The 15,234-nt window shown below is 56.0% G+C and carries 16 protein-coding genes and 1 pseudogene; 5 read left to right on the forward strand and 12 right to left on the reverse strand.

Translation table 11 applies throughout. From position 1 onward, the window contains the following. Positions 1-479 (forward strand): ATP-binding protein (locus F3H58_RS21890; RefSeq protein WP_188129021.1); only part of this gene is annotated, 479 nt, incomplete at its 5' end. Positions 480-1,047: 568 nt separating this feature from the next. On the opposite strand, the gene F3H58_RS21895 is transcribed toward F3H58_RS21890, so the two are convergent. The 11 genes from F3H58_RS21895 to F3H58_RS21950 all read right to left on the reverse strand — a co-directional run bounded on the left by F3H58_RS21895 (position 1,048) and on the right by F3H58_RS21950 (position 10,814). After that, entirely contained in the window at positions 1,048-1,650 is a 603-nt protein-coding gene (locus tag F3H58_RS21895) for a hypothetical protein (protein ID WP_149743763.1), read from the reverse strand. A gap of 162 nt (positions 1,651-1,812) precedes the next feature. After that, positions 1,813-2,313, reverse strand: a complete 501-nt coding sequence (locus F3H58_RS21900; RefSeq protein WP_149743764.1) for a hypothetical protein — start codon at positions 2,311-2,313, stop codon at positions 1,813-1,815. A 463-nt stretch (positions 2,314-2,776) separates the two neighbouring features. Then, positions 2,777-3,946, reverse strand: coding sequence for a hypothetical protein (locus tag F3H58_RS21905; protein ID WP_286169923.1), 1,170 nt, complete (start codon positions 3,944-3,946; stop codon positions 2,777-2,779). Beyond that, on the reverse strand, positions 3,931-4,293 hold the full coding sequence (locus tag F3H58_RS27820) for a hypothetical protein (protein WP_162691586.1): 363 nt from the start codon (positions 4,291-4,293) through the stop codon (positions 3,931-3,933). Before F3H58_RS27820 ends, F3H58_RS21905 begins: the two co-directional genes overlap by 16 nt. Before the next feature lie 45 nt (positions 4,294-4,338). Then, positions 4,339-4,635, reverse strand: a complete 297-nt coding sequence (locus F3H58_RS21920; protein ID WP_162691588.1) for a PAAR domain-containing protein — start codon at positions 4,633-4,635, stop codon at positions 4,339-4,341. A 29-nt stretch (positions 4,636-4,664) separates the two neighbouring features. Then, positions 4,665-5,381 (reverse strand): hypothetical protein, encoded by a 717-nt coding sequence (locus F3H58_RS21925; protein WP_111798131.1) that lies wholly within the window; start codon positions 5,379-5,381, stop codon positions 4,665-4,667. A 16-nt stretch (positions 5,382-5,397) separates the two neighbouring features. Continuing rightward, entirely contained in the window at positions 5,398-5,919 is a 522-nt protein-coding gene (locus F3H58_RS21930; protein WP_188129022.1) for an SMI1/KNR4 family protein, read from the reverse strand. 5 nt (positions 5,920-5,924) lie between these two features. After that, a complete protein-coding gene (locus F3H58_RS21935) occupies positions 5,925-6,500 on the reverse strand; it encodes an SMI1/KNR4 family protein (RefSeq protein ID WP_111798133.1) in 576 nt (191 codons plus the stop codon). Positions 6,501-6,510: 10 nt separating this feature from the next. Beyond that, the gene (locus tag F3H58_RS21940) at positions 6,511-7,359 is read right to left on the reverse strand and encodes a hypothetical protein (protein WP_111798134.1); all 849 of its coding nucleotides are present in this window, start codon (positions 7,357-7,359) and stop codon (positions 6,511-6,513) included. After that, entirely contained in the window at positions 7,356-8,420 is a 1,065-nt protein-coding gene (locus F3H58_RS21945) for a DUF4123 domain-containing protein (protein WP_111798135.1), read from the reverse strand. Before F3H58_RS21945 ends, F3H58_RS21940 begins: the two co-directional genes overlap by 4 nt. 3 nt (positions 8,421-8,423) lie before the next feature. After that, the gene (locus F3H58_RS21950) at positions 8,424-10,814 is read right to left on the reverse strand and encodes a type VI secretion system Vgr family protein (RefSeq protein ID WP_149743767.1); all 2,391 of its coding nucleotides are present in this window, start codon (positions 10,812-10,814) and stop codon (positions 8,424-8,426) included. 157 nt (positions 10,815-10,971) lie between these two features. On the opposite strand from F3H58_RS21950, the gene F3H58_RS21955 reads away from it, so the two are divergent. Next, positions 10,972-11,913: a hypothetical protein gene (locus F3H58_RS21955; protein WP_233283006.1), complete on the forward strand. Its 942-nt coding sequence runs from the start codon at positions 10,972-10,974 to the stop codon at positions 11,911-11,913. A 120-nt stretch (positions 11,914-12,033) separates the two neighbouring features. Next, entirely contained in the window at positions 12,034-12,210 is a 177-nt protein-coding gene (locus F3H58_RS21960) for a YegP family protein (protein WP_080707349.1), read from the forward strand. Between the two features lie 272 nt (positions 12,211-12,482). Here F3H58_RS21960 and F3H58_RS21965 read toward each other — a convergent pair whose 3' ends face one another. Beyond that, the gene (locus tag F3H58_RS21965) at positions 12,483-13,016 is read right to left on the reverse strand and encodes a hypothetical protein (protein ID WP_111798261.1); all 534 of its coding nucleotides are present in this window, start codon (positions 13,014-13,016) and stop codon (positions 12,483-12,485) included. A gap of 404 nt (positions 13,017-13,420) precedes the next feature. Between F3H58_RS21965 and F3H58_RS27745 the strand changes: the two are divergent. Both F3H58_RS27745 and F3H58_RS21975 read left to right on the forward strand, forming a co-directional pair. Continuing rightward, positions 13,421-13,669, forward strand: a pseudogene (locus tag F3H58_RS27745) (hypothetical protein); the annotation flags it as partial. Between the two features lie 157 nt (positions 13,670-13,826). Beyond that, positions 13,827-14,663 (forward strand): alpha/beta fold hydrolase, encoded by an 837-nt coding sequence (locus F3H58_RS21975; protein WP_149743768.1) that lies wholly within the window; start codon positions 13,827-13,829, stop codon positions 14,661-14,663. Positions 14,664-15,234 lie beyond the last annotated feature (571 nt).

Consider the following 15,234-nt stretch of genomic DNA (forward strand, 5'->3'; position numbering starts at 1 on the left):
TCCTCGTCGGTGGGCCGGGTACAGGCAAAACACACGTCGCGACCGCTCTCGGCGTTCAGGCTATCGAGCATCATCGCCGAAAAGTTCGCTTCTTCTCGACCATCGAATTGGTCAATGCGCTCGAGCAGGAGAAGGCAAAGGGCAAGGCAGGCCAGATCGCCGAGACGCTGGTCCGTCTCGATCTGCTGATCCTTGATGAACTCGGATACCTTCCGTTCAGTGCTTCCGGCGGAGCGCTGCTATTCCACCTGCTGAGCAAGCTCTATGAGCGCACCAGTGTCGTCATCACCACCAACCTCAGCTTCAGCGAATGGGCCACGGTCTTCGGCGACGCCAAGATGACGACAGCTCTGCTCGATCGCCTGACCCACCGTTGCCACATCCTGGAAACCGGTAACGACAGCTTCCGCTTCAAAGCCAGTTCGGCTGCAGCAGCACAGAAGAGAGGAGAAAAGGCCAATCCCTTGACCAAAGCCTGATCACAAAACCATACTCAGAGGTGGCTCACTTCTCGGTGGAAAAACCGGCTCAGTTCTGCGCGGAAACCAACAGGCGTGCGAGCAAAAAGGGTTTTTGGAGAAATCTTCGCGGCGATGGACGCCTCGCGTGACTGATTATCTGCACAGGCATCCGGAGTTTGCCGAACTCCAGCGACGCCAGGAAACAGTCGACCGTTGGGGGCCGTACAAAGCTTGCGGAAATTCGATCTTCCACCCGCTCGAAATACCTTGTGGCAAGGCGCCGCTGGCTAAATAGTCAGAGAGCCTGCAGCGAAAATCCACAATCGCGGCGAGACCGCGACACTGAGAACGGTCATACGGCAGCGAATTGGTCGCATAGGGCGTCGCGATCTCCTTCTTCAAAGAACGGGTCCCGAGCGCGATACGCGTTGATGACATAATTCTCAAGTTTCGGGAAATTTTCGCGCGGAAATTTGCAGGGATAATGCGATGCCTCGAAGTTTTCGAGCGACCTGCTCGCCAGCTTATCCCACCCTTCAAGCTTGTCCTTGCCCTCGAAACGCAGTGATCGCAGTTTGGGAAGCTCCTAAAGGCGCGACACGTCGCCCGTAATCCTGCTGGACACAAGTTGCAGGACTTCAAGATCCTTAAAGCGCAGAATGTCGTCAATGTCCTTGATAGTCGACGAGATCAGAAAGAATTTTCTAATCGGTGAATTTTCGAAAAGTGCAAGCGATCCGCTGAACCCGTGGAGCGCGAGATTTTTCAAATCCGGACATCTGTTGCCGAGATACTCGACCTTATTGGTCTTCCAGTCGAGATTGAGCCAGGTCTCGAGCTTCGGAAAAAGCTCCGGTAGTCTCGACCGGAAAGAAAGGCCGTGCGTTGTGATCTTTTTGACGTTCCGGAAATTCTTGAACACGTCGAGGTCGAAATCCTCGGAGAAGGCGCCGGACCCGACTATTCCGATCTCAACGATGTCACCCTTTTTGCGAATGTTGCTGAAATCAGGAGAGAAATAGTCCTGCAGCTCGTTCTCGGCGACATCTTCAACCTCGATCGAAAATCCGGTACAGCCATGTTCGTCGATGAGGTGCGAATAAGCCATGAAGCCGGCCTTGTTGAAATAGGCTGTCTTCCGGATTGCCAGGGATCGCGCCTCCTCGATGAAGACGTATGGCCCCGTCATCAGGTTTTCCATCGTTCTTTCATCTATTTCCAAAACGATCTCGGACACTTAGCTTCTCCATTCACGGATCGGTAACAGATCCAGATACCAGACAGTTATTTCAGTAATCGGCATCGACCGAACGCAGTTATTATCCTCGTCGCAATCTGGGCACTCATTTAGTTAAAGCTCCTCTCTTGCGAACAGATAACGCGCGCGCCACGGCGCAGAATTCAAATCGAAATAGTTGGAGAATTCGTAGCCAACCGCATCCTCCCCGGGGTTGAACAACATGAAACTGTCCCGAGCGGCATCCGCCTGCTTAAGCCATTCGGCAGAACCGAGTACTACCCCATCATGGAGAGCAAGGTGATAGGCTTCCGTTGTGAACCCGTGAAAAATGGCGCCGTCGAAATGCAAGCTCAGGCTTGCAGAAAGAACTTCATGTGACCGAAGTCGCAGACTGGTAAAAACATCGGACAGCACCTCGTTGGAAAGCACTCCTTCGTCGTGGAGCAGCACCTCGCCGGCATTCCCGAGGATGATCCACTGACATCCGTTGCAGACGAGTTCCACCTCACCACCATTGGCGGCAAATAATAGATGAAAGATACTGCCGTGGATATATTTTGAATAAACAACAGGCTTGTCGACCAGATCTTGCAGGCCATCCTGGAATGTCATTTCCCAAACTCTTCCAAATGATTTTCCGGATTGCCGACGTGATCCCGGCCAACTATCCGGTCCGGCCCAGTGCAAACAACAGCGGGGTGGTGGAGCCAAGAAGATTATCGAGTTGGCTCGCGTCAAGTGCAGGAATGATCTGCGCGATCACGCCAGCATCGGCATGCCAGAAGATAAGCGCCTCATACCCGCCCCCCGTTATTCGAAGGTAATCTACGGAACGCCTTCGGCCAATCTGCCGCCATGAGCGCAGTTATCACCCAATCTTGTAATCATTTTGCCCTCTATACTGGCGACCGAAGAGCCGCCCGTGATCGTGTCCGCAGTCCCAGGGCAACAATCCAGCCGCAAGCCGGGTGCATGGTTGTCTTCGCGGTCGACATCAGGCGCCACACCGCGCTGCCATTGCGTTTCGAGTCGGTGATGGCTTGGATCAAGTAACGGTGTACACACATCCGACAATCTACGGCTTTCTGGCTTTGAAAGGACGCTCGAGCAACTCGTTTGGAATCGCATACTCTCTCCATTCTCCCTCAACGAGAGAAAAGATCCGGTTTCCGTAATCAAACACGTGCAGTCTGTCTTCCCGGGCAAAAATCGCTGATGGCTGAACCCGTTTGCTCCCGAGCTGGAGCTTCACTTTTGGTGTAAAGGTTTTTGCTAAATGTCCATCGAAACGAAACAGTTCCGAGTCAGCAATGAGGATCAACTTACCGTCGAGATAAGCAGCATCAGAGTAATGCTTTTCGCGATCCGGCAACGATGAAATCTCCGAAAAACCGCTTTCTGGTGTTCCAATCATGACCACACCGTCGGAGCCAACCAGATAATCATTGCCCTGCTTGTCGGAAGTGATGGCGGCCACCCATGCGTATGGTGGTGAAGCCTCGGCAATCCGTGCAGGCAACTCCTGACGTTTCCAACTGCCGGGTGTTCCTGTAAAAAGCGTCGTTAGAACAGGATGGGTACCCTTTCCAGCTCTCAATCTCTTTTTCAGTTCAAAGCGTTCGTCTTCCGTCATGTCACTTCGAAATAGAGGATGGCCCGGGTAAAGGGTAAAGTATCGTTGGTTCGGTCTCTGGGTCGCAACGATAAAGATCTCACCTTTGACGTTTTTGCCTAGAATGGCCCATTCAGTCCCCGAGTAGGGATATTCAGTCGTAAGCGACGGAGACACGTCCTCCCAACTCCCGCCTTTTCCGAGCTTCAAGAAGTTCTCGCTGCCTGCGACAAGCCAACGATTGTCATAAGGAAGAATGGAGCGGAAATCGATTTCAGGCGCGGTCTCGGATTCGGCTTGAGTTCCGGGGATAATGAAATGCTGTGAACCGTCCGGACCGACAACGTAAATGTCGCCCTGCAGGCTGATCGTGACATAGGAAGGCTCTATATTGTCTTTCGACGACGGTATCACTCGGATGTCGCGCAACTCCCTGCGAACATCCGATCGCGAGAATGTTTGTTCAACAGTGTCGTGCATTAGAATGATCGTGTATGGATCGTCCCAGCGCGGTCCACCCACCAGAGAAGCGAAGTGACGGTCGGTGTCTGCCATGGATGCCTGATAGAGTTTGGGCTCCCATTTGCCGTACAGTTCTTCGAAATCTTGCTCGTCATTCAGAATGTCATCCAAGAAGGTCTCACCTTTTTACGAGTATTTTCCAGCACGAAGTACATCAGCGATTTTGCCCGTTGGAAGCGGTTTGCTTCGGCGGTCTTGGACTTGCCAGAGACCTTGCCCAGCTCCTTCTCCCAAAGATCGAAGAGGCAGGCGACGATGGCCACAGACTTCTTCTGACGCAGCATGGAGCGGCTGTCGGCATTCCGACCGCGGGCCTCAAGACCGCGTCCAAGGCCGGCGTCGGCTCGGCCGATATCTGACCTTCTACAATGGTCGACGCCCACATTCATCCCTTGACCAGCAGACTTCAACCCGCTGATACCAATAATGGTGCCGGCATGATCAGGGCGGTAAACCACTTAGCGAAACGCCCAAAACTGTTCAGACAAACCAACCCAGCTCTTTCAGTCGAACGTAATCCAAGGCACTCCTTGCACCAGCCTTCCGCCATGCGCGCAGGAGTCGCCAATACGGGCAATCCTCTTGCCCTCTATCTTGGCGATCGAGGATCCACCTGTGATCTTGTCTGATGTCGTAGGCACTCCAGTGCAAAGTAGACTGTCACCGACCGTGGCCACGGGTACGCCTTCCACCGTTACAAAACTTTGCTGTGTAGAGACGACCGGTCCGCCAATATGCGGCCTAGGGCCGGGATCGATCATTGGGCAGACGTGCCAGTGTGCTTTCAACGTTACGGGCATTCCAGGCAAAGTAAAACCTCCTGAGCTTGTCACGAAAGAGCTGCACGGTCTGAGGGAGTGGAAATCATCGGGATATCGGGATTAATCTCGATGAGTCTCGCGGGCGACGTCGCATCGCTGCAATCCACGCTGATGTCCAAAAGCAAGCTCGGTAGTGGACTCGACGGGCAGAGCTTTGTCGCCGTGCGGACTATGCGCTCCTTGATCGCGAGGTCTGGACGCACACCTTGCGGGACGGACTGCCACCTTGCGTCGACCATCTCGCCGTCGCGAACCCTGACCCGCAACTCTGCGTGCGAGGCCAGATCAACTGCCGGAAAGAAGTGCAGGAACGTCGGCACCTGCCCAATCACGAAGGCTTCCAGGATGATCGCCATCCGGCTCGTCACCGATGCGAGCAGTGCAGGTATCATTGCTACGGCGTCAGACGACTCTATTATGCTAAAGGTCGGCACTTCCTTCCAACTGACCGGGCCGATCTTTGGGAACACCGGACCTCCGTAAAACTCGATTGTATGCTGGGCGATCTCCGGTATGGCGATCACCTGCTGTTTCCAGCGTGCTCGATCGGAGTTGCCGCGTAAAACGATCTCGATATCGTCTGCGCTAAGGGGAAGAGATGCCGCGGGACGCGCCAGTGCATATTCTTTATACAACGGAGGCCAGTTCTCGAACGCGGTCGTAATGATCTGGTCGGTGTATTTTTCCGCGACCGAACTCAAATGCGCATAGGCTTCCTGAAGCATCGGCCCTTCTCCAAGGTCAGAGGTAATCCGGAGTAAAATCAGCGAGGAATTCATCGAAGTCCTTCGCGACCATTCCGACGTGATCCCAACCATAGCCAGCATCACCAAAGGTCTTCGCCTTGATTACGATGTACAGGATACGACCGTAGGTATCCGCGTTCAGATCGAGCAGGCAGTGGCCATAGCCGCTATCGAATGTCAGTGGATAAACTCCTGCAGGCAACCGCTCACCGGAGTTTCCATATAGCGGGTCGATATAGCGTTGACGCGCCTCAATCATTTTGCCGGGACTGGCGATCGCACCGACATCGGCTTTCTTCTTTTTTCCATCAGGAAAAACCACCTTGGTCTTGAAAGCGAAAATCTTCTTGCTGTTAAGGTCGCGACTTCCGTACTTCGACCAAAAGCTCTTAAGTGAGTCCGGTAGAGTGACGCCTTCGGAGCGTTCAAATTCGTCGATCTCCGGGTTGGTAACCGGCCTATGTACACGTCCCATCTCGTCTGGCGTGTTCAAAAGCGTATCTAAACTTCCGTTCAACGCCCTCATCCCTTTTTAGGCGGGCCAAACGACTTGGCGAGACCTTTTTTACTGTCGATGCGACGAACGAACTCTGTGAAGCTGTCAGCGACCGTTCCTACCTGGTCCCACCCATATCCATCGGCACCAAAAGCTTTAGTCTTCACTTGAAGATAGCGAACCTTTCCGAAACCGTCCTTCGACAGATCGAGCATTACGTGACCATAGCCGCTGTCGAATGTGACCGGGACGAGATCCTCTGGGATCCGTGCGCCGCTACCGGCGTTGAGATAGGACTGCCGGGTCTCCAAGATTCCTGCTGGGCCAGCGATCTTGCCAATCTCAGCGTCGCCGCTTTTTCCTGTTTGCCAAGTCACACGAGTATAAAGTTTACCGAACCCCTCCGTCCATATTGTGAACTCGCCAAAATCGCGGACGAAATCCAGATAATCGCTGGGAAGCGTCAATCCAGTTTGCGATTGGAATTGCTCGGCTTCCTCACTACTTACCTCTTTCCAACGCGCGCCAAATTCATCGGGCGGATAAGCCTTGGCCTGTTCGTAACTTGCGAAAAGTGTCGGGTTAAGTGATTTCAGGTCCATTTTCTATCTTTCAGAACAGTTCGGAATTGATAAGAGAGTTGCCGCCGACATGCGCGACGCCACCTTGGCCGGTGTCATGTATGACTCGAGGAACGTATCCAACAGTCCCGTCTTCAAAGTGATTGAGTACATATTTTTGCGGATCTGGCGGCGGCTTCCCAAGCATATTGGACAGGGCGGTTCCGTCTGTTGCGGCATTGCCTGTAACAACCGGCAAGTCGTGTTTTTGACCGACGACATAGTTGTCGAAATTAGGGAAGCCGTCCTTATAGTCAATTCCGTCGACGGTCCTGCCGTCTGGTAGTTTTTTCGGTTCGTTGAATTTGAAGAAGCCTTCGCCGTCCGCTGGCTGATCGATTTTGTTACCGGCCTTGTCGACCCAATTCCCGTTTTCGCCATTGCGCGGCATGCGACCGTTCGGGACTTTCTTGCATTCGGCACAATTTTTCTTGGCGCGCTTTTTCTTCATCGCCTCGCGCACTTTCTCCAAAGCACGCTTTCGGGCCGCGATCGCCGCCTTGGCACCCTTCATGCCCACGAGGCTCTCCTGCAGAGCTTTGGCGCTTTTGCCGAAGTAGGAGGCGATCGCCCCGCCAAGCTTGGCACCTTTAGGCCCGTAGCGGGCCAGCAGCTTACTTTTTCCAATAAGATCGCCGAACGGCACGGCAGATACCGCGGAGAACAAGGCTCCCCACCAGTCGCCCTTCACAGCGCGGATGCCAGCGCTCGTCAGATCGGCTGCGCCCGTTGGGTCGAAAATGCCGGCGACGTCGGTGATGATGGCTGGATCGTCTTTCGCCATCTGCTTGACGTTCGACCAGATCCCGTCCTTCAGTTCTGCCTTATAAGCTTCGCTCATTGGAGAAGTTCTCCCTTGGCGTTCAGTTGTCGGGCAATCTCCTCCGGCAGCCATTCGCGGGGGTCGTCGATAGTTTCCGCGTCGTCCCAGGCGCGTGCCATGCGATCTTCGGTCATGCGGTCGAATTTCTCGTTGGTGGTGATATCCGTTCGCCTGAGAATCTGGTTGAGAGCGGGCTCCTTGTGCCAACCAGGTGCGATCCGAAACATGAAGTCTATAAAGAGTTCAATGTGCTCCACGTCGTGGATGGCATAAGAGAACATCGCCAGCGAAATGCCATGGCTGATCATCTGATCGAGCACCTGCCGATCGACCTGTGCAATTGCCGGATAGAACTCTTCGTCGAGATTCTCGACGACATGCGCGACGAGCGCTGGACGATTGTAGAGCAGCGGTGCATCGATCTGCGACTGGGTCAGGTGCATCATCGGTCGAACGCGAGCTCCCTCCACTGAAATCTGGACCAGATCCGAGGGGATGTCCTTCACGTCGGATATCTCGTTATCGGATACATCGACTTTCTCTCCGCGCGCTTCCAGCACATGCGTGGAAAGCCGTCCGTCGCCATTGCTGCGGAACCAGGCGAAGGCGTGCTCGCCCATCTCCGTACCGAGCCGCTCGATCCCACTGAGGAAATGCTCTCTCTGCTCGACCGTGAGAAACGGCAACTGGCCGGCGATAATCATCGGATCGTAGAAGCGCCAGAATATGTGGTCTCCATCGCCATCAACGACCTTCACGAACTTGCGAAAATGGGTAAAGATTTCGGCGAATTCCAGATTGCTTTCGACGAAGACGCTCCAGCGTCGGCCAAGACCTTCGCCGACAAGGTAACGGACGAGTTCTCCGCTTTCGTCGCACCTGAATAGCCACGGCGCATCGTCTTCGAATTCCTGCCGCGCATCGCCGATGAATAGGCATGCTCCTTCGTCAGTCATGCCTTGGGCGATTGTCAATAGACCAGGATTGCGAGAGGGATCGATCAGGACGAACAGCTTCGAACCTGCATATCGAGGCTGCATGAACTCATTCTGGATTTGCGTTTTCAATGTTTCGAACATAGGTCAGCTCTTCTTCGAACAATCTTCCGCAAACCCCTTGTCGGTCTTCTTGCCGGGGCCGCCGCGAGAGAAGTTTATCTGATTGCCTTTGATATCGACGCGCAGGCCCTTGATAAGTATCCCGCTTTCGTTGATCTCAATTCTGCCGCCCGGCGCCGTGAGTACGATCTTCTTGTTGGCGTTTACGTACCAGGTCTCGGAACGGCCTAGGAACTTGTCGTGCGTCCACAAATCGAAGAGTTCACCGACCTCCATTCGGATTGTTTTACCTACGGTGGTGCGCTGCTCTTTCCCGACGCTGGTAATATAGGTCTGGCCAACATTGGTGACCTTGCTCACCCCGATCTGTTCAGCCCGCGCCACACCGACGCTATCGGATTTGAACGTGCTGACGATCGTGTTCATGATGCCCGGCAGCGGAAACAGACCCGAAGCATCGGAACCGACGCCCGAGCCGGAACCGGCAAGCGCCGTACCCGCATCCGCACGCGGGCTCGGGCCGGAGACGACACCTTCGCGTGCGGAAAGACCGCCCGCACCAAGAAAACCGAGCGCAGATGAGGCGAGCGTGGTGGCGAAAGCCGCGACACCCGGGCCACCACCGCCGGCGATCTGGGCGGCCTGCGAAAGAAGGCCGGCCGTTTGCCCGGAGAGCGCCTGCACGCCCGCCATGGCCATCATCGCCATCGGCCCCGTGCCGCCGACGACCGTATTCACCGAACCACCGATCTCGTGTTTCTGGTTGCCGGAAACTTCAACGGCACGGTTTCCGCCGACCGAGGCGACCTCATGCCGGTCGATGCGCTTGGTCCGGTCATTCAATACCCGCGTCGTCTGGTCCTTCTGGGCGTGGAAGAACTGGTTCTCCTTTCCGGCCTCATCCTCGAAGGTGATTTCGTTGAAACCGTCACCCTTGTGGCTGTTGGAACGCAGCACCATGCGGGTCTTGTTGGCGGGCAGGTCGTAAGGCACGGAATTGGCGGGATTGTTGACCACGCCGATAACCAGCGGTTTGTCCGGGTCGCCATCGACAAAAGCGACCATCACTTCCATGCCGATGCGCGGGATAACCTGCGCACCCCATGTGCCGCCGCCCCATGCCTGGCTGACCCGCACCCAGCATGTATCCGTGCCATCCTTCTTCGCCTTGCGGTCCCACGGGAACCACAGCTTGATACGGCCATATTGATCCGGATGGATTTCCTCGCCTTCCGGGCCAGCGACGATCGCCACCTGCGTGCCTTCGATGCGCGGGCGTTTTGTTGACCGGTGCGGCGTCAAGGGAACGCGGGCCGGAATTGCCTCGAAGTGATTGCGGTATTCCGGTTCGTTGCTGTTTGTCTCATAGGAGAGATCGACAATGCTGTGGCTCGCCCTGATGATCACATGTTCTTCATAGGCGTGTTCGGGATGAGCAACCTCGTAAGGTGTGAAGCGGCGGCCGGCCTCCAGAATGCGCGAGGTCGACGAACCGAATACCCGGTCGTGGTCGGCCTCGATCGCCTGGGTGCGCAGTTTCTGCGCCCGCTCGGCTTCTTCCACCGTCCTGATGCGGGCCGGATATTCGTAAAGCTCGCGCTTCGTCGCATCCGGCATCTGCACCAGTGAGGGCGTCATCGTGCCCGGCACCATGCCCGGCGTTTCGAAGTTCCAGTCCGCACCCGCCCGCTGGCCCGACACATAGGAAAAGCGCCGCGCCCAGTCGTTGATGTGGTTGCGATCCGACGAGCCCTGTGCCAGACGCACCGTCCCCTCCCCCTGCGCGGCCGGTGATGGCCCGAGCCAGCCGCTGGCGCTATCGGCCACATGCAACTTGTGGGAGCCATCCTCATGGCTGAACCAGTAGAACAGCCCGTCCTCTTCGAAACGGCGGGTGAGAAAATCGAGATCGGTCTCGTTAAACTGCACGCTATAATGCTGCGCAGGCGGTGGCGAGATGATGCCGGATGTATCGGGTGCCGGAATGCCGTGTTCGGAAAACAGCGTCTCGACGATCTCGACCGCCGTCTTGTCCATCCAGATGCGGCAATCGGAACGGCGTGACAGAAGCCACATTTGCGGGCGGATCGTCAGCGCATAGGAGCGCATGCCGCGTGTGATCGGCGGGCCTTCATGCAGCTCCGTCACCAGGCCGTTGAACGGGCGGCGAACACCGCCGCCGTCACCCTCGCCCTGGCTGATCTCAACCGAAACATCGACCAGCCGCCCGATCAGTTCTTCGGGCTTGACCGCTTCTTTCTTGGCCCGCACGGTCAGGCGAATGTCGAAGAGCTGCGATACGCCCTCCTCGACGGACAGGCGCTCTGGCAGAAGCTGGTCTTCGCCCAAAGGCGACTTGACCTTGAGCACACGACTCGCCTGAATGAAGTCAGAGGATGAGGGCTGGCCATTCATTGCGAACCTCGATAGCAGAGCTCAAAAAATCAATCAGCTGTCAAAATCTCGACAGAATGCAATCAAACATTGTGGCGAAACCAAGGATTCAACATGAATTCTGCAACCTGGATACGCCAAATATCCATCGATGAAATCTGACAGGCCGGGGCACGGAGTGACGATCGAAAGAAATCCGAGACACACAAAACACGATGCCGATACCTACGGCCTTAGCCGCGAAGAAGCCGCCGGGGCTCGCCATGGCGCCGGCTGGTGGGTCAGTATCAGGCGACGTGGCCACCGGATTGTCAGGCTGTTCAAGGACAGCATCTACGGTTCCGGCGACGAAGCCTACCGTCAGGCGCGTGCTTACCGCGACGCCGTCATCCTTGCCATTCCGCCCGCCACCAACCTCGAGCAGGCCGTGCTTGTGCGCAAGAACAACCGAAGCGGAATTTCCGGCGTCAGGCGTGTTGAGACGACCGACGGCGATGTGTGGCAGGCTACCCTGATGACCAACGAGGGGCAGAAAAGAGAAAACTTCTCCGTCGCCAAACTTGGCGACGAGGCGGCAAAGTCGATGGCGATTACACAACGGCGCAAATGGCTGAGGGCACTGCCTGTGACACATCTTGCCTATGCGCATCACGCTGCCGAGGTTGCGCGCACGCAATTTGGCGACGGGCTTGCGCCGGCAGATGATGTTTTGCCCGAGGTGCGTCTGGCCGATGCTGACATCGAGGCGCGTATCAAAGAAATTAACGACCAGTTTGATGCGTCTCGCCCGAAGCGACTGCGGGTTCGGGTCAAAAGCTATTCGAAGGACAGGGTATCAATCGCGGTTTCCGACGGAGAAAGCCCCGCGCGGAAAAAGCTCATGCATCTCAACAGACGGGGCAAGACAGGGACCGAAATCATAGACGCGATCAACAGAACCGTCCGGGAAACCGTAACGGCAATTTATGATGACAAGATCGCGTGCTGGTTCAGTTCCACCTATGGGGACAAACTGCTCAATCCGCAGACATTCAATATTGATGAGGGTTTCAACCTGCTCGTTATTGTGCCCGAGGACTCGAGTTCTCGCGTAACGCGCAGGCCCGACCAATATCCGTGAGTTACCCCCCCCCCAGCTCCCACCGCGCCGGAAAGGATTGCGCGCAATGAACTTGCGGCTGCGTTTTACGAATGGCACGCTTGAATTGTTCGAATCATTCCCAACACGGAGGAAAACAAGATGGCGCATAAGTTTGAAATTTATAAAGATAAGGCTGGCGAGTTCCGCGTTCGCTTCAAATACAACAGTGAAGTGATCTTTGCGACCGAAGGCTACTCCTCCAAGGCGAGTGCGCAGAACGCAATCGCCTCGATCAAGAAGTATGGCCCGGACGCGCCTACTGAAGACAACAGCTAAGGCCATACAGCGGCCCGCCCAGTTGGGTGCGCCGCTTTTCAGGAAGGCACGGACGCCCAAGTCCTTTCCGGGGAGATGAGTTCCTTTGCGATAAAGGCCAACAGCGGAAAGTGGCGACCCGTCAGGATCATAACCGCCGAGGGGAATGTCCCCACCCTCCGCAATACATTAGTTATGATTCATAATGATAAATGGCAAGAATAAAAGCCCTGCCACATGGGCATCACGCGATTTGATTGGTGCCGACATTACCTGATGTACACGCCACGACGTCACCGACTTGAACCGATATTGATAACAGCGGAAGAGCCTACCTGAACAAAAGAATACTCGACCGCGCCCCGCTTCCACGCCGCGGTTACACTTTCGATAGCGTCATTCTTGTCGAGATTGTCTGGTGCTCCAAGCCGCTCTGATAACGCATCCACGAAACCGGCAGGCCTTGGCGTGGTAAAGGCGCACGCCTTGTGTCCATCAGGACCAGCGGCAATCCAGAACGACAATAACTCCACGCCGCCTTCTCTCTCATGTCGCCATCCGACCACATCAACAGATCCGCCATTATAACCGACGAAGCTGCGACGCCACTCCTCAATGTCGGTACTGGACAGACGCTGCCAGTCGAGTTTGTCGCCGTTCACCATCGCTTCTTGCACGGTGGGCGCTTCACAGACACCGAGAAGGCGGTCCACCGTCATATCCGCCGACGTGGCCGCGGCTTCCCCGAAACTCAAAAATGCGGCAAAGCAACTGATTGTCGATACTTTGCGGTACCGACGTCGGAACGCCCACGCTCCGTTTTTCATATCGTCACCCCGTTTTGATCCACCGCCATTTTGTCGCTGTAGACAACCCCCACGCCAATCGATCCCCCGAGAGTAGCAGACTGATCGACGTTTGCTTTCCGGCAATCTCCGCACCGATAATCTCATTGTGTACAAACGGAACGCAACCACCAGATTTCTGCATTCGGCCACCGACCATCCAAAAACAACAGGCCAGCACGACGCGATCCTCATATCTTACTTACGGAACGCTCCCCAAATCATGATAACAATACGAATATTTCAGAAATTTTTCGCCGAGCAAGCTCAGCTCGGCGTCCACGCGCCGTGATGCATCGGCGTCACATCCTGGCGTCAACTTCGGCACCTGAGCTCACCTAAGGTCTTCCATTGACGCCCGTCAGCCGACCCGGCAACCTCATGCCATGACCCTGACCAACAGTTCCATTGCCGAACTTGTCCGCGACGCCAACAGGCTCGATCACCTCGACGACTATCAGAAGCGGCGTATGCTCGAACGGGCAGTGACAACAATCCGCGACATGCGCGAAACAATCGGAATTCCATCTGGTCCCGGCCGTGACAGTCTCGTCGACATCCACACCGTGGCCCTCTCCATCGAACGCGGATGGCGCAGCGATGAAGAGGTGCGAAGCACTCTGCTGCAGGCAGCGCGACAGGAGAAATACAATGGCATCCGATACAGATCGGTTTTTCGTTTCGAGACGCAGCGTACTGATCGGAAGCATCGCACTTGCCAGCGTGAGCATTCCGGCGCTCGCCTTCTCACACAACTCTTCCACAAACAGTTCATCACAAGGAGATATCAACATGGGCTTTGTAACAACCACGGACGGAACCGAAATCTTCTACAAGGACTGGGGCCCGAAGGACGCTCAGCCGATCATGTTCCACCATGGCTGGCCGCTCTCGTCCGATGACTGGGATGCGCAGATGTTGTTCTTCGTTTCCAAGGGTTTTCGCGTCGTCGCCCATGACCGCCGTGGCCATGGCCGTTCCGCCCAGGTTGCCGACGGTCACGACATGGACCACTACGCCGCCGACGCCTTTGCCGTCGTCGAAGCTCTCGATCTGAAGAATGCTGTCCATATCGGCCACTCCACCGGCGGCGGCGAAGTTGCCCGTTATGTCGCCAAACATGGCGAACCCGCCGGCCGTGTCGCCAAGGCGGTTCTCGTTTCCGCCGTGCCGCCGCTGATGCTGAAGACCGAGGCCAATCCGGAAGGCCTGCCGATGGAGGTTTTTGACGGCTTCCGCTCGTCGCTCGCCGCAAACCGCGCGCAGTTCTTCCGCGATGTACCGGCCGGCCCGTTCTACGGCTTCAACCGCGATGGTGCGACCGTTCATGAAGGCGTTATCCAGAACTGGTGGCGACAGGGCATGATGGGCGGCGCAAAGGCCCATTACGATGGCATCAAGGCTTTCTCCGAAACCGACCAGACCGAAGACCTGAAGAATATCAGCGTTCCGACGCTGGTGCTGCACGGCGAAGACGACCAGATCGTGCCGATTGCCGACTCTGCACTGAAGGCCGTGAAGCTCCTGAAGAACGGCACGCTGAAGACCTATCCCGGTTTCTCGCACGGCATGCTCACCGTCAACGCCGACGTGCTGAACGCCGATCTGCTGGCCTTCATCAAGGGATGATCCGGCTCCGGCGTGGATGATCCATGCCGCGGCCGTCTGTGGCCGATCGAAAAAATAAAAGGGGCGTCCACGCCCCTTTTTAACGATCAACGCCCCGAAGGCCGCACTCGGCCTCGCAGTACTCTCCGTAGCGATTACTACGGCATAGCCGTTCGCCGGCTTTTCGAAGTCGCTCCTTTGCAGGGGACTGAGTTCGTTGGATCACGATAGACAAGGTCCGACGATGCGGCGCTCTAAGCCGCCGAGCTCCCTGATACTGGCAACACCACCTTCTCCACGCCTCTCCGGAATACATCATTGCCATGGCTGGTCGCCTCTAGGCGATAGGGCGGGCTTTGATGCATCGGCGCGGGCCTGTGTCCCGGCTTTAGAGCCAACGAGCGCTCTTGTTGTGATGACGGAACCGGGTTGCTGCGCATGAAGTCCATTGCGCACGGACGCACGGATGGTCCGTCTTGTTCTCGCTAGTCTCAGCATAGGCCCTCCGGTTCGGGTTCGGCATCGGGAAAGCACGTGGCAAGTTTTCGCTCGGACGCCGTATGAAACCCGTTGACACCGAAAATCATTCGAC

It is taken from the genome of Rhizobium sp. NFACC06-2, from assembly GCF_900101425.1.
Lineage (GTDB): Bacteria > Pseudomonadota > Alphaproteobacteria > Rhizobiales > Rhizobiaceae > Agrobacterium > Agrobacterium leguminum.